This window comes from Pseudomonas putida (assembly GCF_030159595.1).
Lineage (GTDB): Bacteria > Pseudomonadota > Gammaproteobacteria > Pseudomonadales > Pseudomonadaceae > Aquipseudomonas > Aquipseudomonas putida_AC.
The window spans coordinates 126724-147316 of the sequence record NZ_BSKJ01000014.1; the positions used below are offsets into that span (position 1 = coordinate 126724).

Here is a 20593-nt window from a genome sequence, read left to right on the forward strand (position 1 = left end):
GGGCCTCTTTGATGTTGAGGAAGTGTGACCTGCTCCCTTTGATTTTTTCACATTGATAGTTTTGCACTCCATTGAAAAGCCATGTGGCTTTTTAAAGTCCGCAACATTTCAGAGGAGTGCATCCGTGGACAGATCCTGCATATACAAACTGACCGACAGTGAACGCGATCAGTTGGCCGGGGGATTGGCCAAGATCAATTATGATACACAAGGGGGACAGGCTTACATTACAGACCTGCGGATGGCAGCGGCTTCAACGTTGCCAAGGCGTATCATCGATATAGTGTCTGAACAGCGTGCTTCGCTGCATCCAAAGCCCTACCTGATTTTCGAAAACCTGCCGGTTGATGAACACGTTTTTACTACCCCGGATCCGCAGGTGTTCCTTCCCGCATGCAAAAGTGGCACGATCAGTGAAAACGTGATCATGATGTTTGCATCGTTGATAGGTGAACCGTACTCCGTGGAGTTTGAAGGCGCCAATATTGTCAATAACCTTATTCCAGGCGTCAAAACGAAGGGTGAATACACAGGGTTAGGCTCTGATGTGGAGCTTGACTTTCACATCGAAAATGCAGCGTTAAAGTGTCTGGCTGATTTAAATGTTTCCCCGCTTGGCCTGATGCTCACAGGTGTTCGGCATGACCGCAACGGTCCGATGACACGCCTTGCCGACGCCCGAAAGGCGCTCGATTTGCTCGATGCGAACGATGTGTCATGCCTGCGTCAACCGCTCTACCAAATCAAGGTTCCCTATCGCTGGCGCAAGCAAGGAACCTACATAACCCCAGCCATTCCGATGGTGTGCGGCAGCACCAGCTTTCCAGAAATCAATGCTGTGTTTTACCCCGATATGGTTGAGGCGTTGGACCCGCGTGCCGCCCGGGCAATGAAGAACTTCCATGACGCAATTAAAGCAGTATCGATTGGCATAGCGATCAAACCGGGGATTTTGGCTTACGTCGATAATCGCTTCACCCTACACGCGCGTGACCGTTTCAGTGCATCACTCGACGACTTCAACAACCCGGTGCGTTGGGTACAGCGCGTTTTTGTGGCTAACAGTTTGTGGGGGTACCGTCAGTTGCAAAGGGTGAAGTCACGCGTCTTCCTGCCTCAGGAGACGCGCGCATGCTGACGACCTTCTTTTCGGTGTTGCCAATCTTTCTGTTGATCGTTGCCGGTAATATCGTAAAGCGGTGGTTCATCAATAAAGAGGGGTGGTGGAAGCAGGTCGACAAACTGGTTTACTACCTGTTTTTTCCAGCCCTCCTCATACGGGATATCAGTAAGGCCGACTTTGGCAGTGGTGAAACCTCCACCGCTATTTTTGCGACAGTGGGCGCAACGTTGGTGGTTGGGCTTATCATCTTTTTGGGCCAGGCCATCCTCAAGGTTCGAAATGACCTGTTCACGTCGATTTTTCAGGGCGGTATACGCTACAACTCGTATGTGTTCATTGCCTTGGCGCATTCCTTGTATGGTGCTGAAGGGGTTGCGATATCGGGTGTATTCGTTGCTTATCTGATCATTACCACCAATGTGATGAGTGTGTTGGTGATGAATCAGTTTGGCGAGGGCGGTCGCAAATCACCAGGCAGCATGCTTGCCGCGCTCATCAAAAACCCGCTGATCATTGGGGCGCTGGTGGGGTTGGCCCTGAACCTGTGCGGGGTGCGCATCGTGGGGTCGGTTGAGCAGTTCATGAGCTATCTGGGTAGTGCTGCTACGCCGCTTAGCTTGATGTCTGTAGGTGCTGGGCTGATGTTGAATCTTCAGGTAGCGGGTGTTCTGGCTACGCTGTATGTGGTTGTGCTGAAGCTTTTGCTGCTTCCAGTCGTGACGCTGGCGTTAATCATGGGCCTTGGCGTTTCTGGTACCGCAGCCAATGTTGCATTGCTGTATGCCTGTGTCCCCTGTGCGGGTAATGCTTACATCCTGGCCAGGCAAATGGGTGGTGATGCGCCAGCCATGGCCTCGATGATTACCTGGACGACGTTGGTCTCCACTCTCACCATCACTTTGATTGTGAGTATGGTCGAGTTCTAGGTCGCTTCGACCAGTCACTGGCAGTGCCGCGTGCTGAGCGCGGCGCTGCTGTATGTTGTGGCTCGTTACTGGGCCAGAAGTTCGTCTTGTTCAGCAGAACACAGCGCCAGCAGGTAGTCCCACACCACCCGCAGGCGCACCGATTTGTGCAGCTCGCGGCGGGTGCAGATCCAGTAGCTGCGCTGGATGGTCTCGCCAGGCAGCACGCGCACCAGCGTCGGGTCGTGGCGAGCCATGTAGTTGGGCAATACGGCGATGCCCAGGCCGGCACGGGCAGCGGCCTGTTGGGCGATGACGCTGGTGCTGCGAAACACCACGTTCGGGGCCCGGCAGAAACTGTTGAGAAACAGCAGCTCCTGGCTGAACAGCAGGTCGTCGACGTAGCCGATCCAGTTGTGCCGGGCCAGGTCTTCGCGGTTGCGCAGAGGTGGTGCGCGGTCAAGATAGTCCTCGCTGGCGTACAGCGCCAAGCGATAGTCGGTGAGCTTGCGGGTGATCAGCAGATCGGCGTTGGGCCGTTCCAGGTGGATGCTGATTTCTGCTTCGCGATTGAGGATGCTGACGAAACGCGGTACGGCTACCAGCTCCACTTCCAGGCCGGGGTAGCGCTCGAACAGCGCATTCATGCGTGGGGTGAAGAACATGATGCCGATGCCTTCGGTCACCCCCAGGCGAATCTTGCCCAACGGCGTGATGGCCTGGGTGATTTCTTCCTGCGCCAACAGCGCGACGTTTTCCATGGCTTCGGCGTGTTTGAGCAAGGCCTGGCCCGAGGGGGTCAGCTCGTAGCCTTGGGCATGCTGCACGAACAGCGCGGTGCCCAGGCTTTGCTCGATGCTCTCGATGTGCCGAGCCACGGTGCTGTGGGTGGTGTTGAGGCGCTTGGCGGCAGTGAGTAAGCGGCCGCTGCGCTGCAACTCGAGGAAAAACCGCAGATCGTTCCAGTCGAACATGCTTGTCCCTATGCATCCAGACGGCGAGAACCTTTGCAGGCGCACGCCGTTGCAGTGATGGTCGCTGTGCTAAAACGCACAACGGCTGCGCGAAATCTCGTGTTTCATCCACGAAATTACTCACTAAGATGGTTCGGGACAAGAATAAAAAACAGGCCCGAGGTTGCACATGCCATCAGCCGATTCTGTCTTCGATTATGTGGTCGTAGGGGCCGGTCCCGCCGGTTGCCTGCTGGCCAATCGTTTGTCCGCCGACCCTTCCTGCCGCGTTCTGCTGCTGGAAGCGGGTGGCCGCGACAACTATCCCTGGATTCACATTCCCGTCGGCTATCTCTATTGCATCGGCAACCCGCGCACCGACTGGTGCTTCAAGACCGAGGCCCAGCCTGGCCTTGGCGGTCGCGCCCTGGGCTACCCGCGTGGCAAGGTTCTCGGTGGTTGTTCTTCGATTAACGGCATGATCTACATGCGTGGCCAGGCCGCTGACTATGACCGCTGGGCCGAGCAAGGCAATGACGGCTGGGCCTGGAAGGATGTGCTGCCGCTGTTCAAGGCCAGCGAAAACCACTTTGCCGGCGCCAGCGAGCACCATGGCGGTGGAGGTGAGTGGCGGGTCGAACGCCAGCGCTACAGCTGGCCGATCCTCGATGCCTTCCGCGATGCTGCCGAGCAAAGTGGCATCGGTAAAGTCGACGACTTCAACACGGGTGACAACCAAGGCTGTGGATACTTTCAGGTCAACCAGCGCAGCGGCGTGCGCTGGAACGCCTCCAAAGCCTTCCTGCGACCGATCAGGGACCGCGCCAACCTTACCGTGCTGACGGGCGTACAGGTTGACCAGGTACTGCTCAACAACACCCGGGCGCGCGCCGTGAAAGCGTTTTGGCAAGGCGCCTGGCACGAGTTTGCGGCGCGTCGCGAAATCATCCTGTGTGCTGGCGCCGTCGGTTCACCTGGCATTTTGCAGCGCTCCGGCATCGGCCCGCGTCAGCTGCTGGAAGGCCTGGGTATCGGTGTACGCCACGATATGCCGGGCGTGGGTGGCAACCTTCAGGACCACCTGCAACTGCGCCTGATCTACCAGATCCGCAACACCCGCACCTTGAATCAGATGGCCAACAGCCTGTGGGGCAAGATGGGCATGGGCCTGCGCTACCTCTATGACCGCAGTGGTCCGCTGGCCATGGCGCCGAGTCAACTGGGTGCATTTGTGCGTTCAAGCCCGGATCAGGCCACTGCCAACCTGCAGTACCATGTGCAACCGCTGTCACTGGAGCGCTTCGGTGAGCCGTTGCATCAGTTTCCGGCTTTCACCGCTTCGGTGTGCAACCTGCGTCCGGTCAGCCGAGGTCGTATCGACATCCGCAGCACCGACATGAACAGCACGCCGCTGATCGACCCCAATTACCTCAGCGACCCACAGGACCTGCGCGTCGCTGCCGATGCCATCCGCCTTACCCGACGCATCGTCCAGGCCCCTGCCCTTGCGGCGTTCGAGCCCAAGGAATACCTGCCCGGCTCGGCCCTGCAAACCGAGCAAGAGCTGTTCGACGCTGCCGGCAAGATTGGCACTACCATCTTCCACCCGGTCGGTACCTGCCGCATGGGCTCCGGTGCCCTGGACGTTGTGGATAACCAGCTGCGCGTACACGGCATCCCCGGCCTGCGGGTGGCGGATGCTTCGATCATGCCGCAGATCACTTCCGGCAATACCTGTTCACCCACCCTGATGATCGCCGAGAAGGCGGCGCAACTGATTCTCAAAGGAGCTGCGACCCAAACCTATCTGAATGAAGACGCGTTACCGACGCCCTGACCTGGGTGCGTGCAGTACCGGCGGCTTGCGGTCAGAGGCTGCCGACAGTGGAACAACAAGAATAATCACTGTGGCCTGCGGGCCGAGGACAGCAACGATGTCGGATTACATCCAAGAGCAGGGTGCGGCGGCCAGCAGCTCCAGTCGCCGTGAAGAACGCAAGATCATTTTCGCGTCATCCCTCGGGACGGTTTTCGAGTGGTATGACTTTTTTCTCTATGGCGCGTTGGCAGCGGTCATCAGCAAGCAGTTCTTCGCTGGGGTGAACGACACCACCGCCTTTATCTTCGCCCTCATGGCCTTTGCTGCCGGCTTCCTGGTGCGGCCATTCGGTGCGCTGGTGTTTGGTCGCCTGGGCGACATGATCGGGCGCAAGTACACCTTCCTGGTCACCATTGTGCTGATGGGGCTGTCCACCTTTGCGGTAGGCTTGCTGCCCACTTATGCCAGCATCGGCATCGCCGCACCGATCATCCTCGTGATCCTGCGCATGCTGCAGGGGCTGGCGCTGGGCGGTGAGTATGGTGGTGCTGCCACCTATGTGGCTGAGCATGCGCCACCTGGCAAACGTGGCTTCCACACCGGTTTCATCCAGTCCACCGCCACCCTTGGCCTGCTGTTGTCGCTGCTGGTGGTACTGGGCAGCCGCTATATCAGCGGCGACCAGTTCGAAACCTGGGGCTGGCGCCTGCCGTTCCTGCTGTCGATCGTGCTGCTGGCCATCTCCACCTGGATTCGTATGAGCATGCACGAATCGCCGGCGTTCGTGAAAATGAAGGCTCAGGGCAAGATCAGCAAATCGCCGATCCGTGAGTCGTTCACCTCCTGGCCAAACCTGAAAGTGGTGCTTACCGCGCTGTTCAGCATCAACGCCGGGCAAGCCGTGACCTTCTACACGGCGCAGTTCTATGTGCTGTTCTTCATGACGCAGATGCTGAAGATGGACCCGGCCCAGGCCAATACCTTGCTGATCATCAGCGTGGTGATTGGTGCGCCGTTCTTCGTGTTCTTCGGCTGGTTGTCCGACCGTATCGGCCGCAAGCCTATCCTGATGCTCGGCCTGCTGCTGGCCACGGTGCTCTACTTCCCGCTGTTCAAGGCCCTGAGCCATTACGCCAACCCACAGATTGACGCTGCCAGTCGTCAGGCGCCGATCGTGGTTACCGCCGACCCCCAAGGCTGCACCTTCCAGTTCGACCCCGTAGGCAAGGCACGTTTCGACAGCCCGTGCGACAAGGTCAAGACGTTCCTGGTCAAGCAGGGCCTGCCGTACAAATCGGTGAGCGTGGCGGGCAGTGATGTAGTGGTGAATATCGGCGACAAGGCCATCAATGGCTACGACGAAACCGCCATGCGCGCGGCAATCGAGCAGGCGGGCTACCCAGCCAAGGCCGATCCGGCACAGGTCAACCAAGTGATGGTGGTGGTGCTGATCGTGGCGATGATCCTGATCGCGACCATGACCTATGGCCCGCTGGCGGCAGTGATGGTCGAGCTGTTCCCGACCCGTATCCGCTATACCTCGATGTCACTGCCCTACCACATTGGCAATGGCTGGTTTGGCGGCTTCCTGCCAACGGTATCGTTCGCGCTGGTGGTATACACCGGGGATATCTTCTACGGGTTGTGGTACCCGATATTGGTGACCGGAGTCAGCCTGGTGGTGGGGATCTTCTGCCTGAAAGAAACCAAGGACGTGGATATCGACAAGGTTTGATGCTGTCCACACGCCATAAAAAAACCGGCTGTAAAAGCCGGTTTTTTTATGCCCAGAAAAAACTTATGCACGATTTTCAGAAAAATGTCATACACAGAAATAAACAGCTAATTCAACTACTTAGCAATCACTTCAAGCATTACATTGAAAAATTGCTCACAAGTTATCCACAGATGATCAAGCAGTCTGTTCCTGAGGTTTTTCTGCTGCTGGAGGCAGCGAACCCATGGCCCGCTGGGTCGCTTCGTTCCACGCCGCAGCGCGGTCGTTGAGCTCGGCAATGGCACGAGGTCCGCTGCCATTGGCGTACATCGGCTCGCCAATCACCACCTCGATGGTGCCGGCGCGCTTGCCCCAACCGGTCTTTGGCCAGAACTTGCCAGCATTGTGGGCAATCGGCAGCACCGGCAGCCCGGCATTCACCGCCAGTGCGGTACCGCCGCGGGAGAACTTGCCCACAGTGCCGAACGGCACGCGGGTGCCTTCCGGGAAGATCAGCACCCAGGTCTTCTGCTTGAGCAGCTCGTCACCCTTGCTTGCCACTTGGCGCAGCGCTTCCTTGGGGTTGTCGCGGTTGATGGCGATCGGCCGCAGCATGGCCATGGCCCAGCCGAAGAATGGCACATACAGCAGCTCGCGCTTGAGCACTTGGCTCAGCGGCGAGAAGTACTGGGACAGGAAGAACGTTTCCCAGGTGCTCTGGTGGTTCGACAGGATCACGCAAGGCTCAGCCGGCACGTTCTCGGCACCCGTGATCTTGTAGTCGATGCCAAGGATGGTGCGCACCAGGAACAGCGCGCAGCGGCACCAGTACACGTTGATGAACGTGTAGCGCTTGGGGAACGACAAAAACGGCGCGATGAAGAAGCTCAGCGAGCACCACAGCAGCGAACTGGTGCCCAGTAGCAGGTAAAAAAGAAAGACTCTGATCGCCTGCAGGATCGACATAGTGGCTTGTACCATTGCGGGTCATGCCCGCCTGAGAAAAATGCGCCCGAAGGCGCACTGTTTAAATTAGTTCTCTGGCGATAGCTGCCAGATCGTCGAAAATCAGTGTGTTTTCCGGAACACCCTTTTCCAGGGTCCGCTCGCCCTTGCCGGTTTTTACCAACACGGGTTGTGCACCGACGGCCAGGGCGGCCTCCAGGTCACCTTTGCTGTCGCCAACAAACCAGACGCCTTCTAGGCCAACCTGGTAATGCTCGGCGATCGCCCGCAGCATGCCAGGCTTGGGTTTGCGGCAATCGCACCCCTCGTCCGGGCCGTGCGGGCAATACACGATGTGGCCCACCTCACCACCCTGCTCGGCCACCAGCACGCGCAGGCGCGCGTGCATGGCCTCCAGGGTTGCCAGTGTGTAGTAGCCACGCGCAATGCCAGACTGGTTGGTGGCTACGGCCACCGTCCAGCCCGTTTTGCTCAACTGCGCGATCGCTTCGACCGAGCCCGGGATCGGCACCCACTCGTCCAGCGTCTTGATGTAGGCGTCGGAGTCGTAGTTGATCACTCCGTCACGGTCGAGAATCAGCAGTTTCAAGGCTTACCCCAGCAGCGAAATGTCAGCCACGCCCAAGAACAGGCCGCGCAGGCGGCTGAGCAGGGCATAACGGTTGGCGCGTACCTTGGCGTCTTCGGCGTTGACCATCACCGCCTCGAAGAAGGCGTCGACCGGGTCACGCAGGGCGGCGAGGCGGGCCAGCGACTCGCTGTACTGGCGTGCAGCAGCCATCGGTTGCACGGCCTGGTCGGCCTGCTGGATGGCCGAGTACAGGGAGAACTCGTTGGCATTGTCGAAGTACTTCGGCTCGACCTGTTCGGCGATGGCGCCTTCGGCCTTGCTCAGCAGGTTCGACACACGCTTGTTCACCGCGGCCAGGGCCTCGGCTTCTGGCAGCTTGCGGAAGGCCTGCACGGCCTGTACACGCTGGTCGAAGTCCAGGGCGGAGCCTGGCTGCAGGGCACGTACCGACAGGTAAGTGGCCACATCGATGCCTTCGTCTTCGTAACGCGCACGCAGGCGGTCGAAGATGAATTCCAGCACCTGTTCCGACAAGCCGGCAGCCTTGACCTTGGCACCAAACTGCTTGACCGCGAACTCGACCGCACCGGTCAGGTTCAGGTCCAGCTGCTTCTCGATCAGGATGCGCAGCACGCCCAGGGCGGCACGGCGCAGTGCGTACGGGTCTTTGCTGCCGGTGGGCAGCATGCCGATACCGAAGATACCGACCAGGGTGTCGAGCTTGTCGGCGATGGCCACGGCAGCACCGGTGAGGGTCTGCGGCAGCTCGGCGCCAGCACCGCGCGGCATGTACTGCTCGTTCAGGGCCAGGGCGACGTCTTGCGGCTCACCGTCGTTGAGCGCGTAGTAGTAACCGGCAACACCCTGCATCTCAGGGAATTCACCGACCATCTCGGTGGCCAGGTCGCACTTCGACAGCAGGCCGGCACGACCGGCACGCTGGGCGTCGCCGCCGATCAGCGGAGCGATGAAGGCGGCCAGTTTGGAAACGCGCTCGGCCTTGTCGTACACGGTACCCAGCTGAGCCTGGAACACCACGTTCTTGAGGCGTTCGTTGAAGGTTTCCAGCGGCTGCTTCTTGTCCTGCTTGAAGAAGAACTCGGCGTCGGTCAGGCGCGGGCGCACGACTTTCTCGTTGCCTTGCACGATCTGCTTCGGGTCGCGGCTCTCAACGTTGGCCACGGTGATGAAGCGCGGCAGCAGCTTGCCTTCGCTGTCCAGCAGGCAGAAGTACTTCTGGTTGTCCTGCATGGTGGTAATCAGGGCTTCTTGTGGCACTTCGAGGAAACGCTCCTCGAACGAGCACACCAGCGGCACCGGCCACTCGACCAGGGCCGTCACTTCGTCCAGCAGCGCAGGCGGCACGATGGCGGTGCCTTCCTGCTGCATGGCCAGCTCGGCGGTACGCTTGTTGATCAGCTCACGGCGCTCGGCGAAGTCGGCCAGCACATAGGCTTTGCGCAGGTCTTCGACGTAGTTGGCCGGGGTGGTGATGACCACATTTTCCGGGTGGTGGAAGCGATGACCACGGGATTCGCGGCCGGCCTTCTGGGACAGGATGGTGCAGTCGACCACTTGGTCGCCCAGCAGCATCACCAGCCATTGAGTCGGGCGTACGAACTCTTCACGGCTGGCCGCCCAGCGCATGCGCTTGGGAATCGGCAGGTCGTTCAGCGAATCTTCGACGATGGTTGGCAGCAGGCCGACGGTGGACTTGCCTGGGATGTGCTGGGAGAAGCGCAGCTTGGGGCCGCTCTGGTCGATTTCAGCCAGCTCCACGCCGCACTTCTTGGCGAAGCCCAGGGCAGCCTGGGTCGGTTCGCCGTCTTTGAAAGCAGCCTGCAGGGGTGGGCCGTCGATATTGATGCTGCGGTCAGGCTGCTGCACGTCCAGCTGGCGGATCAGCACGGCCAGGCGGCGCGGCGCGGCGTAAACCTGCTTGCCGGTGTAGTTCAGGCCAGCGGCCTGCAGGCCTTTCTCGATACCGGCCAGGAAGGCTTCGCCGAGGCTGGCGAGGGCCTTGGGTGGCAGCTCTTCGGTGCCCAGTTCTACCAGGAAATCTTGAGCACTCATTGTGCAGCCTCCAGCTTAGCCAACACTTCGTCACGCAGTTCAGGGGTGGCCATCGGGAAGCCCAGGCGTGCGCGGGCTTGCAGATAGCTTTGCGCCACGTCCCGGGCCAGGGTACGCACGCGCAGGATGTAACGCTGGCGCTCGGTCACCGAGATGGCGCGGCGAGCGTCCAGCAGGTTGAAGGTGTGCGAAGCCTTCAGGACCATTTCATAGGTCGGCAGCGGCAGGTCCAGCTTGATCAGACGGTTCGCTTCGCTTTCGTAGAAGTCGAACAGTTCGAACAGCTTGTCGACGTTGGCGTGTTCGAAGTTGTAGGTCGACTGCTCCACCTCGTTCTGGTGGAACACGTCGCCGTAGGTAACCTTGCCGAACGGGCCGTCGGCCCACACCAGGTCGTACACCGAGTCGACGCCCTGGATGTACATGGCCAGGCGCTCCAGGCCGTAGGTGATCTCACCGGTGACCGGGTAGCACTCGATGCCACCTACTTGCTGGAAGTAGGTGAACTGGGTGACTTCCATGCCGTTGAGCCAGATTTCCCAGCCCAGACCCCAGGCGCCGAGGGTAGGCGATTCCCAGTTGTCTTCGACGAAACGGATGTCGTGTACCAGCGGGTCCAGGCCGATGGCTTTCAGCGAGCCAAGGTACAGCTCCTGGAAGTTGGCCGGGTTCGGCTTGAGCACTACCTGGAACTGGTAGTAGTGCTGCAGGCGGTTTGGGTTTTCGCCATACCGCCCGTCGGCAGGGCGACGGCTAGGCTGCACATAGGCGGCGTTCCAGGTCTCTGGGCCGACGGCGCGCAGGAACGTGGCGGTATGGAAAGTGCCGGCGCCTACTTCCATATCGTAGGGCTGAAGCACCACACAACCTTGAGCTGCCCAGTAGTTCTGCAGGGCGAGGATCAGGTCTTGGAAGGTACGCACGGCTGGCGTAGGCTGGCTCACGAAATTCACCTGTATCTGGGGATGCGGATGTAAAGAGCGGGAGTATAACCTGATTCGCCTCGCCCTCTACTCATTGGAGCCTTATGCCACGCTGCTTTTGGTGTACCGACGATCCGTTGTACCAGGCCTACCACGACCAGGAATGGGGAACGCCACAGCGTGACCCGGCGTTGCTCTTCGAGATGCTTTTGCTCGAAGGGTTCCAGGCGGGGCTTTCGTGGATCACCGTTTTGCGTAAACGCGAGCGATACCGTCAGGTTATGTACGGCTTCGATCCGGCGCAGCTTGCCGACATGAGTGACGAACGTATCGAAGAATTGATGCAAGATGCCGGCATTATCCGCAATCGCCTCAAGCTCAAGGCTGCGCGGCGCAATGCCCAGGCCTGGCTGGCGGTAGATAACCCTGCCACATGGTTATGGTCGTTCGTTGGCGGTGTGCCGAAGATCAACCATTTCACGGGCCGCAGCGAGGTTCCGGCGGTTACCGATGAAGCCAAGGCCATGAGCAAGGCCCTGCAGAAAGCCGGCTTCACCTTTGTCGGCCCGACCATCTGCTACGCCTTCATGCAGGCCACTGGCATGGTCATGGACCACACCACCGATTGTGATCGTTACGCCGCCTTGTTGCGCTGAGGGGTTACAATGCGCGCCTTGCTGAAATAAGGAATTCGCCTGTGGAAAAGTTCAAGGGCGCCCTGATGGTCGGGGTGCTGCGCCTGTTTGCCAAGCTGCCCTGGGGCGCTGTGCAGCGCGTCGGTGCGGGTATTGGCTGGTTGATGTGGAAGATCCCCAACAGTTCGCGCAACGTGGTGCGGATCAACCTGGCCAAGTGTTTCCCCGAGATGGACCCGGATGCCCGTGAGCAGCTGGTTGGCCAGGCGCTGCGGGATATCGGCAAATCCTTTGTCGAAAGTGCCTGTGCCTGGATCTGGCCGCCGCAGCGTTCACTGGAGCTGGTCAAGGAAGTGCATGGACTGGAAGTGCTGGAGCAGGCGCTGGCCTCTGGCAAGGGCGTGGTGGGTATCACCAGCCACCTGGGCAACTGGGAAGTGCTGAACCACTTCTACTGCAACCAGTGCAAACCGATCATCTTTTATCGCCCGCCCAAGCTGAAGGCGGTGGATGACCTGCTGCGTGAGCAACGGGTGCAGATGGGCAACCGCGTGGCGCCTTCGACCAAGGAAGGCATCCTCAGCGTGATCAAGGAAGTGCGCCGGGGTGGCCAGGTGGGTATTCCTGCGGACCCGGAGCCGGCGGAATCGGCAGGGGTGTTCGTGCCGTTCCTGGGCACTCAGGCGCTGACCAGCAAGTTCGTGCCGAACATGCTGGCTGGCGGCAAAGCGGTGGGGGTATTCCTGCATGCCTTGCGGCTGCCGGATGGCTCGGGCTTCAAGGTGTTCCTGGAGGCTGCGCCGGAGGAGATGTACAGCACCGACGTGACTGAGGCGGCGGCGGCCATGAGCAAGGTGGTTGAGCGCTATGTGCGCGAATACCCGAGCCAGTACATGTGGAGCATGAAGCGCTTCAAGAAGCGCCCGGCGGGCGAGCCGCGCTGGTATTGAGATTTGGGGGGCGCTTTGCGCCCCATTCGCAGGCAAGCCAGCTCCTACATTGACCGTGCCGGCCTGAGGTTATGCTTCAACCTGAGAAAGCCAAAGGCTCTGTACAAAATCCAGGAGCCCGCTCGGTCCCTGTGGGAGCTGGCTTGTCGTGGCGACGAACCGCTGCGATGGGCTGCAAAGCAGCCCCGGCAATCTCAGACTTTGTTTAGCTTCTTCAGGAACACAGTCATCTCTTTCTCGGCCTGTTTGTCCCCATGGGCCTGCGCCGCCACGATCCCGTCCTCCCAGGCCTTGCGCGCCGCCGCCAGGTCACCCTGCAACTGATGCGCCTTACCCAACAGCTTCCAGGCCGCCGAATACTTTGGGTCCTGCTCCACACAGCGCGCCAGGTGCACCGCCGCTTCAGCACCATTACCTTCATCCAGCCAGGCCTTGCCCAAGCCAAACCGCAACAGTGGGTTATCCACACCCTTGGCCAGCATCTTCTCCAGCGATTCGCGCATGCCCTCTTCTCCTAGAAGAAACTCAAGCCGACGTGGAACAGTTTCTCCACATCCCGAATATGCTTTTTGTCCACAACGAACAGGATCACATGGTCACCCGATTCGATCATGGTGTCGTCGTGGGCGATCATCACTTCTTCGTCACGGATGATGGCACCAATGGTGGTGCCGGGTGGCAGGGCGATGTCTTCGATGGCCTTGCCCACCACCTTGCTCGACTTCGAGTCCCCGTGCGCCACCGCCTCGATGGCCTCGGCCGCGCCACGGCGCAGCGAGTGCACGCTGACAATGTCGCCCCGGCGCACATGCGCCAGCAGGGTGCCGATGGTGGCCAGCTGCGGACTAATGGCGATGTCGATATCACCGCCCTGCACCAGGTCGACGTAGGCCGGGTTATTGATGATCGTCATCACCTTGCCCGCTCCTAGGCGCTTGGCGAGCAGCGACGACATGATGTTGGCTTCGTCGTCGTTGGTCAGGGCCAGGAAGATATCGGCGTCGGCGATGTTCTCTTCGAGCATCAGGTCCTTGTCCGAGGCGCTGCCCTGCAGCACCACAGTGCTTTCCAGGGTATCGGAGAGATGTCGGCAACGGGCCGGGCTCATCTCGATGATCTTCACCTGGTAGCGGCTTTCGATGGCTTCTGCCAGGCGTTCGCCGATCTGCCCACCGCCAGCGATGACGATGCGTTTGTTGGTTTCGTCGATGCGGCGCAGCTCGCCCATCACTGCGCGGATGTCCTTCTTCGCGGCAATGAAGAACACCTCGTCGTCGGCTTCGATTACCGTATCGCCACGCGGGGTGATCGGCCGGTCGCGGCGGAAGATGGCCGCTACGCGGGTGTCGACGTTGGGCATGTGCGCGCGGATCTGGCGCAGCTGCTGGCCGACCAGCGGGCCGCCGTAGTAGGCCTTCACCGCCACCAGCTGGGCCTTGCCTTCGGCAAAGTCGATCACCTGCAGCGAACCTGGGTGCTCGATCAGGCGCTTGATGTAGTTGGTTACCACCTGCTCGGGGCTGATCAGTACGTCGACCGGGATATGGTCGTTGTCGAACAGCTCTTCGCGGGTGAGGTAGGCCGACTCGCGCACCCGGGCGATCTTGGTCGGGGTGTGGAACAGCGAATAGGCCACCTGGCAGGCGACCATGTTGGTTTCATCGCTGTTGGTTACCGCCACCAGCATGTCGGCGTCGTCGGCACCGGCCTGGCGCAGCACCGTTGGCAGCGAGCCGCGGCCTTGCACGGTACGGATATCCAGGCGATCACCGAGGTCGCGCAGGCGCTCGCCATCGGTGTCGACCACGGTGATGTCGTTGGCTTCGCTGGCCAGGTGTTCTGCCAGCGTGCCGCCTACCTGCCCTGCGCCGAGGATGATGATCTTCATCCGCTACTCCCTACCCTTTATTCTTATCCGCGCGAGGCGGCGATCTTGATCAGCTTGGCATAGTAGAAGCCGTCGTGACCGCCTTCCTGGGCCAGCAACTGGCGGCCGTGGGGTTGGCGCAGGCCGGCCTCGGTGGCTAGGTCCAATTCACGGGCGCCCGGGGTGCGGGCCAGGAAGGCATCGATCACTTCGGTGTTCTCGGTCGGCAGGCTGGAGCAAGTGGCGTACAGCAGCATGCCGCCCACTTCCAGGGTTGGCCACAGGGCATCCAGCAATTCGCCTTGCAGCGTGGCCAGGGCTGGGATGTCGTCGGCCTGCCGGGTCAGTTTGATGTCCGGGTGGCGGCGGATCACGCCGGTGGCCGAGCACGGGGCGTCGAGCAGGATGCGCTGGAATGGTTTGCCGTCCCACCAGCTGGCAGTGTCGCGGGCATCGCAGGCGATCAGCTCGGCGTCGAGCTTGAGGCGGTCGAGGTTCTCGCGTACGCGGGTAAGGCGCTTGGCTTCGAGGTCGATGGCCACCACCTGGGCCAGGCCGGCTTCGGCCTCCAGCAAATGGCAGGTTTTTCCACCCGGTGCGCAGCAGGCGTCCAGCACGCGTTGGCCAGGGGCCAGTTCGAGCAGATCGGCAGACAGTTGCGCGGCTTCGTCCTGCACGCTCACCCAGCCTTCTGCGAAGCCCGGCAGGCCGCGCACGTCGCAGGCCTCGGCCAGCACGATGCCGTCACGGCTGTACTGGCAGGCGCTGGCGCCAATGCCCGCTTCGGCCAGCAGTGCCAGGTAGGCATCGCGGCTGTGGTGACGGCGGTTGACCCGCAAAATCATCGGCGGATGGGCGTTGTTGGCGGCGCAGATGGCTTCCCACTGTTCCGGCCAGAACGCTTTCAGCGACTTCTGCAGCCAGCGCGGATGGGCGGTGCGTACCACCGGGTCGCGCTCCATGCTGGCGAGCAACTCTTCGCCTTCGCGCTGGGCGCGGCGCAGCACGGCATTGAGCAATGCCTTGGCCCACGGTTTCTTCAGCTTGTCGGCGCAGCCGACGGTTTCGCCGATGGCGGCGTGGGCCGGAATGCGGGTGTAGAACAGCTGGTACAGGCCCACCAGCAGCAGCGCCTGCACGTCGGCGTCGGCGGCCTTGAACGGCTTCTGCAGCAGTTGCGCGGCCAGCAGGTCGAGGCGTGGTTGCCAGCGTGCGGTGCCGAACGCCAGGTCCTGGGTCAGGCCACGGTCGCGTTCATCGACCTTGTCCAGTTGTGCCGGCAGCGAGCTGTTCAGCGACGCCTTGCCACTGAGCACAGCGGCAAGGGCACGGGCGGCGGCGAGACGTGGGTTCATTGGCCCAGCACCTTGCCAGCGGCGAACTTCTCGCGGCGGCTGTTGAACAGGTCGCTGAAGTTCAGCGCCTTGCCGCCAGGCAATTGCAGGCGGGTCAGGTTCAATGCCTGGTCACCGCAGGCGACGACCAGGCCGTCCTTGCTGGCCGACAGGATCTCACCCGGGGCGCCCATGCCTGTGGACAAGCTGGCCGCCTGTACCTTCACGCTTTCGCCATCAAGGGTGCTGTGGCACGCCAGCCACGGGTTGAAAGCGCGGATCTTGCGCTCCAGTTCGACGGCTGGGCGGTTCCAGTCGATACGCGCCTCATCCTTGTTCAGCTTGTGTGCGTAGGTGGCCAGGGCATCGTCCTGCACTTCACCTTGCAGCGAACCGTCCGCCAGGCCGGCGATGGCCTGTACTACGGCGGGCGGGCCCATCTCGGCCAGGCGGTCGTGCAGGCTGCCACCGGTGTCGTCGGCGCTGATCGGGGTGACCACCTTGAGCAGCATCGGGCCGGTGTCCAGGCCAGCTTCCATGCGCATCACGGTCACGCCGCTCTCGGCGTCGCCGGCTTCCACGGCGCGCTGGATCGGCGCCGCACCACGCCAGCGTGGCAGCAGGGAGGCGTGGCTGTTGATGCAGCCCAGGCGTGGGATGTCGAGTACCACCTGGGGCAGGATCAGGCCGTAGGCGACCACCACCATCAGGTCTGGCTTCAACGCGGCCAGTTCTGCCTGCGCCTCGGCATTGCGCAGCGTCTGCGGCTGGAACACCGGGATGTCATGGGCCACTGCCAGCGCCTTGACGGCGCTCGGCATCAGCTTTTGGCCGCGGCCGGCAGGGCGGTCGGGCTGGGTGTAGACGGCCACGATCTCGTACGGGCTGTCGAGCAGGGCCTTGAGGTGTTCGGCGGCAAACTCTGGAGTGCCTGCAAAGACGATGCGCATGGAGTTCTCGCTTCAAAAAAGAAAAAGGCTTGCCGGAGCAAGCCTTCTGGAAGGTGGGGATCAGGCTTGCTGGCGGTGCTGCTTTTCCAGCTTCTTCTTGATCCGGTCGCGCTTGAGCTGCGACAGGTAGTCGACGAACAGCTTGCCGTTGAGGTGATCGAATTCGTGCTGCACGCACACCGCCAGCAGGCCTTCGCATTCCAGCTCGTAGGGCTTGCCGTCGCGGTCCTGGGCCTTGACCCGCACACGCAGCGGGCGGTCGACGTTCTCGTAGAAGCCGGGCACCGACAGGCAGCCTTCCTGATACTGGCCCATGTCGTGGGTCAGCTCTTCGACCGTGGGGTTGATGAAGACGCGCGGCTCGCTGCGGTCTTCGCTGAGGTCCATGACCACGACCTGCAGGTGCACGTTGACCTGGGTGGCGGCCAGGCCGATACCAGGGGCTTCGTACATGGTTTCAAACATGTCGTCGATCAGCTGACGCAGGGCGTCGTCGAACGCCGTCACCGGTTTGGCGATAGTGCGCAGGCGCGGGTCCGGGAATTCGAGAATGTTCAAGATGGCCATAAGGTCAGGCAGTCACTGTGCGTTCGGTTGAAAACTGAGCACACATAATAAAGGGAAACGGGGATTTCGGCACCTGGCAAGCTCGTCTAGGGTGTTTATGGGCTTGATAGCCCCCAATCAATGGACAGCTTTTCAAAGTGTTACTCACAGAGTTATCCACAGCTTGTGCCACATAGATGGCCCTGTTTCGATCAAGGATGATCCTTATGCCGATCCACCATTCGTCGCCCTGTTCGCCTGCCGAACTGGATGCACGTTTACGCCTGCACTGCCTTACCGGAATGGGACTGCGACGTTTTCGTACCCTGTTCGATGCCTTCGGCAGTGCATCCAGCGCGCTAAGTGCTCCGGGTTCAGCCTGGCGCGCGTTGGGCATCCCGCAGAACACCATCGACGCAAGGCGCAGTGCTGAGGTACGCAGTGGCGCACTGGCCGCAATGGCCTGGCTAGAGCGACCTGGCCAGCATTTGCTGATGTGGGACAGCCCCCATTACCCTGCATTACTGGCGGAAATCGACGATGCCCCACCGCTGCTTTTCGTGGCTGGCGAACCTGCATTGCTCGAACGCCCACAGCTGGCCATTGTGGGCAGCAGGCGTGCCACACCCCCGGCGCTCGACACCGCCGGGGCATTTTCCCGCTACCTGGCGCAGGCCGGTTTCACCATCACCAGCGGCTTGGCCGTGGGCATTGACGGTGCCGCTCATCGGGCCGCATTGCAGGCCGGTGGGGGCACGATTGGCGTGCTTGGCACGGGGTTGCAAAAACTTTATCCACAGCGCCACCTGGAGCTTGCGCGGGCGATGATTGATAACGGCGGCGCACTGGTTTCCGAATACCCGCTGGATGCCGGGCCACTGCCCGGCAACTTTCCGCGACGCAATCGCATTATCAGCGGCCTGTCGCTGGGCGTGCTGGTAGTCGAGGCCAGCCTGGCCAGTGGCTCGCTGATCACCGCCCGCCTGGCGGCCGAACAAGGCCGCGAGGTGTATGCGATTCCGGGTTCCATCCACCACCCAGGCTCCAAGGGCTGTCATCAGTTGATCCGTGACGGCGCACTGCTGGTGGAAAGCGTGGAACAAATCATCGAAAGCCTGCAGGGCTGGCAGAACCTGCCGCCCGCCATTGTGGACAAATTCGAGCATCCCTTGCTCGCCCTGCTGCATGCCGCGCCGCAAACCAGCGAAAGCCTGGCGCACTGTAGCGAGCTGACCCTGGCCGAAGTGCTGGCGCAATTGACCGAGCTGGAGCTGGAAGGCCGGGTCAGCAATGAAGCCGGGCGTTGGTTTGCCCGCTTGGGCTAAGTACACTGCTCGCAAGCAAGGTATCTAGGCGGAGAGACAGTAATGGTGAGCAGTTTTCGTGTGCAGCAAGCCGCACGTGAGATCCGGGCGGGCGCAGTGATCGCTTATCCGACGGAAGCGGTCTGGGGCCTGGGCTGCGACCCGTGGAACGAGGACGCGGTGTATCGCCTGCTGGCGCTGAAATCGCGGCCTGTGGATAAAGGGCTGATTCTGATTGCCGACAACATCCGCCAGTTCGACTTCCTGTTCGAGGATTTCCCCGAAGACTGGATCGACCGCATGGGCAGCACCTGGCCGGGGCCGAACACCTGGCTGGTGCCACATCAGGACCTGTTGCCTGAATGGGTGACCGGGCAGCATGACACCGTGGCGCTGCGGGTCAGCGACCACCCGGTGGTGCGTGAGCTGTGCGCGTTGGTGGGGCCGCTGATTTCCACCTCGTGCAACCCCGGCGGGCGCCCGGCAGCGAAGAGCCGGTTGCGGGTGGAGCAATACTTCCATGGCCAACTGGACCTGGTGTTGGGCGGGGCGCTGGGTGGGCGGAAGAACCCGAGTGTGATTCGTAACCTGGCAACTGGCGAAGTTGTTCGCCCGGGTTGATAGCGCAGGCGAGGGCTTCGCCCTCGATCGCAGGCAAGCCAGCTCCCACAGGTACTGCACTTGGCTTGAAACCGGCGCGGTCGGTGTGGGAGCTGGCTTGCCGGCGATGCGCCGCGCGGGCGGCGCTCTATCTCATAGGCGCTGAATCTGTGTCGGCGAGCGCCTTGCAGCACAGACCCGATCCGCCCCAAAAATAAAAGCCGCGGAAGCGGCCCAATGGCAAGATGGTACTCGCCCGGATAACTTGAAACTTGCCCGGCGCACCAGTACCACCTTGCAGATCAGGCTACGCTCCGAAATTTTTTGGGGCAAGTAGACGGCAAAGTGCTGCAATGCATTTGATAGGGCGGTGGGATCAGGGTTTTCTGATTTTGCCAAGATGGCTGTCCATCTTGCGGCTTGGGAAATATCCTACGACCCGCGTCCCCTGCCATCACCTTCTCAGTGGGAACCTCTGCCCTTAGGCTTAAACCGTCGCCGAATAACTTGGCGATCGGGTGTGGTAACCCGGGTTCTGGGTGATCTTGGCAGTCCATGGCGGCTGTTCGCAGGAGGCTTCGTGCCTGCTGGGTTTTAGATCTCCCACCCGGTTTACCACCCTGCGTACAGCTGCCACCCATTCGTGTGGTAACGACTGGGTGGGGCCATGAAGCGAGATCTACTGATGAAGAAAATCGTTCCAGATCCACCCCTTCCCTGCACCTCCACCCGCCCCTTCGGCCGCTGCGACGCCGGCCATGACCCGCTCTTCACCGTCAACCCGAACATTTCCGCCGAGGACGCACTGGTCCATGTAGCCCTGTACCTGCGCAGCGCCTACGAGACCGGCTACAAAGCCCTGGACTACATGCGCGAAGAAGGCCGTGGCATGTTCTGGTCGAACCTGCATGCGATTGAAATGGCAGAGGGGGTGATTGAGGCGATACTCGATGGCATCGAGTCGACCCCACCACCGAGAAAGGACTGCTGAGATGAACAGCCAGGCTTGTCCGAACCCTCACCTAGATGAGACCGCTCAGTTACTTGCAAGTGAAAGTAATGCAAGCCGCCTTCGCGCTTCTATCGAGCAGCTCAAATCCGATGGTATACAGACTTTGTGGGAGCTACCCATTGAGTCTTCAATACTTGTACTGACGCAATCGCCGGCAAGCCGGCTCCCACAGGAATAGCGCTGCACTCAAGGTCGATGCAGTACCTGTGGGAGCGGGTTCACCCGCGAACACCGGCAAAGCCGGTGCCTGGAACGCGGTAGCTGCTTCGCGGGCATGCCCGCTTGTATGGTTAGACTTGAAGGGGTGGTGGGACTAAATGCCCGATTCTGACTGTTCACAGCAGT

19 protein-coding genes are annotated in these 20593 nt (G+C 61.0%); 9 read left to right on the plus strand and 10 right to left on the minus strand.

Annotated elements, in window-relative coordinates:
* Positions 1-124: 124 nt before the first annotated feature.
* Together QQL85_RS24780 and QQL85_RS24785 are read left to right on the plus strand one after the other, a co-directional pair.
* Positions 125-1138: a TauD/TfdA family dioxygenase gene (locus QQL85_RS24780; protein WP_284356970.1), complete on the plus strand. Its 1014-nt coding sequence runs from the start codon at positions 125-127 to the stop codon at positions 1136-1138.
* Positions 1132-2049: an AEC family transporter gene (locus QQL85_RS24785; protein WP_284356969.1), complete on the plus strand. Its 918-nt coding sequence runs from the start codon at positions 1132-1134 to the stop codon at positions 2047-2049. The genes QQL85_RS24780 and QQL85_RS24785 overlap by 7 nt, the downstream gene beginning before the upstream one ends.
* A 65-nt stretch (positions 2050-2114) precedes the next feature.
* Here QQL85_RS24785 and QQL85_RS24790 read toward each other — a convergent pair whose 3' ends face one another.
* Positions 2115-3002, minus strand: coding sequence for a LysR family transcriptional regulator (locus tag QQL85_RS24790; protein ID WP_284356968.1), 888 nt, complete (start codon positions 3000-3002; stop codon positions 2115-2117).
* Positions 3003-3171: 169 nt separating this feature from the next.
* Here QQL85_RS24790 and QQL85_RS24795 point away from each other — a divergent pair, with 169 nt between their 5' ends.
* The gene (locus QQL85_RS24795; RefSeq protein WP_284356967.1) at positions 3172-4818 is read left to right on the plus strand and encodes a GMC family oxidoreductase; all 1647 of its coding nucleotides are present in this window, start codon (positions 3172-3174) and stop codon (positions 4816-4818) included.
* A gap of 97 nt (positions 4819-4915) precedes the next feature.
* Positions 4916-6535, plus strand: a complete 1620-nt coding sequence (locus tag QQL85_RS24800; RefSeq protein ID WP_284356966.1) for an MFS transporter — start codon at positions 4916-4918, stop codon at positions 6533-6535.
* Positions 6536-6712: 177 nt separating this feature from the next.
* Here the strand turns inward: QQL85_RS24800 and QQL85_RS24805 are convergent, their stop codons facing one another.
* From QQL85_RS24805 to glyQ, 4 genes are read right to left on the minus strand one after another with little or no spacing between them, the layout of a single operon-like run.
* Positions 6713-7498, minus strand: a complete 786-nt coding sequence (locus QQL85_RS24805; RefSeq protein WP_284356965.1) for a lysophospholipid acyltransferase family protein — start codon at positions 7496-7498, stop codon at positions 6713-6715.
* A gap of 46 nt (positions 7499-7544) precedes the next feature.
* Entirely contained in the window at positions 7545-8072 is a 528-nt protein-coding gene (gene gmhB, locus QQL85_RS24810) for a D-glycero-beta-D-manno-heptose 1,7-bisphosphate 7-phosphatase (protein WP_284356964.1), read from the minus strand.
* A 3-nt stretch (positions 8073-8075) separates the two neighbouring features.
* Positions 8076-10127, minus strand: coding sequence for a glycine--tRNA ligase subunit beta (gene glyS, locus QQL85_RS24815; RefSeq protein ID WP_284356963.1), 2052 nt, complete (start codon positions 10125-10127; stop codon positions 8076-8078).
* The gene (gene glyQ, locus QQL85_RS24820; protein ID WP_012269869.1) at positions 10124-11071 is read right to left on the minus strand and encodes a glycine--tRNA ligase subunit alpha; all 948 of its coding nucleotides are present in this window, start codon (positions 11069-11071) and stop codon (positions 10124-10126) included. The genes glyS and glyQ overlap by 4 nt, the downstream gene beginning before the upstream one ends.
* A gap of 83 nt (positions 11072-11154) precedes the next feature.
* Here glyQ and QQL85_RS24825 point away from each other — a divergent pair, with 83 nt between their 5' ends.
* Positions 11155-11706, plus strand: a complete 552-nt coding sequence (locus QQL85_RS24825; protein WP_284356962.1) for a DNA-3-methyladenine glycosylase I — start codon at positions 11155-11157, stop codon at positions 11704-11706.
* Between the two features lie 41 nt (positions 11707-11747).
* Positions 11748-12635 (plus strand): lysophospholipid acyltransferase, encoded by an 888-nt coding sequence (locus QQL85_RS24830; RefSeq protein ID WP_284356961.1) that lies wholly within the window; start codon positions 11748-11750, stop codon positions 12633-12635.
* A 194-nt stretch (positions 12636-12829) separates the two neighbouring features.
* Here QQL85_RS24830 and QQL85_RS24835 read toward each other — a convergent pair whose 3' ends face one another.
* The 5 genes from QQL85_RS24835 to def are packed head-to-tail and all read right to left on the minus strand — an operon-like array spanning position 12830 to position 17353.
* Positions 12830-13138 (minus strand): tetratricopeptide repeat protein, encoded by a 309-nt coding sequence (locus QQL85_RS24835; RefSeq protein WP_019473745.1) that lies wholly within the window; start codon positions 13136-13138, stop codon positions 12830-12832.
* An 11-nt stretch (positions 13139-13149) separates the two neighbouring features.
* Entirely contained in the window at positions 13150-14523 is a 1374-nt protein-coding gene (gene trkA, locus QQL85_RS24840; protein ID WP_284356960.1) for a Trk system potassium transporter TrkA, read from the minus strand.
* Between the two features lie 23 nt (positions 14524-14546).
* Complete coding sequence (gene rsmB, locus QQL85_RS24845) at positions 14547-15857, minus strand: 16S rRNA (cytosine(967)-C(5))-methyltransferase RsmB (protein WP_284356959.1); 1311 nt, start codon at positions 15855-15857, stop codon at positions 14547-14549.
* Positions 15854-16786 (minus strand): methionyl-tRNA formyltransferase, encoded by a 933-nt coding sequence (gene fmt, locus QQL85_RS24850; protein WP_284356958.1) that lies wholly within the window; start codon positions 16784-16786, stop codon positions 15854-15856. Before fmt ends, rsmB begins: the two co-directional genes overlap by 4 nt.
* 60 nt (positions 16787-16846) lie before the next feature.
* On the minus strand, positions 16847-17353 hold the full coding sequence (gene def, locus QQL85_RS24855) for a peptide deformylase (protein WP_284356957.1): 507 nt from the start codon (positions 17351-17353) through the stop codon (positions 16847-16849).
* Positions 17354-17559: 206 nt separating this feature from the next.
* On the opposite strand from def, the gene dprA reads away from it, so the two are divergent.
* The 3 genes from dprA (at position 17560) to QQL85_RS24870 (ending at position 20227) form a co-directional block, all read left to right on the plus strand.
* Complete coding sequence (gene dprA, locus QQL85_RS24860) at positions 17560-18657, plus strand: DNA-processing protein DprA (protein ID WP_284356956.1); 1098 nt, start codon at positions 17560-17562, stop codon at positions 18655-18657.
* Between the two features lie 42 nt (positions 18658-18699).
* The gene (locus tag QQL85_RS24865; RefSeq protein WP_284356955.1) at positions 18700-19257 is read left to right on the plus strand and encodes an L-threonylcarbamoyladenylate synthase; all 558 of its coding nucleotides are present in this window, start codon (positions 18700-18702) and stop codon (positions 19255-19257) included.
* Positions 19258-19921: 664 nt separating this feature from the next.
* Positions 19922-20227, plus strand: coding sequence for a hypothetical protein (locus tag QQL85_RS24870; protein ID WP_284357049.1), 306 nt, complete (start codon positions 19922-19924; stop codon positions 20225-20227).
* The last annotated feature ends 366 nt before the right edge of the window (positions 20228-20593 follow it).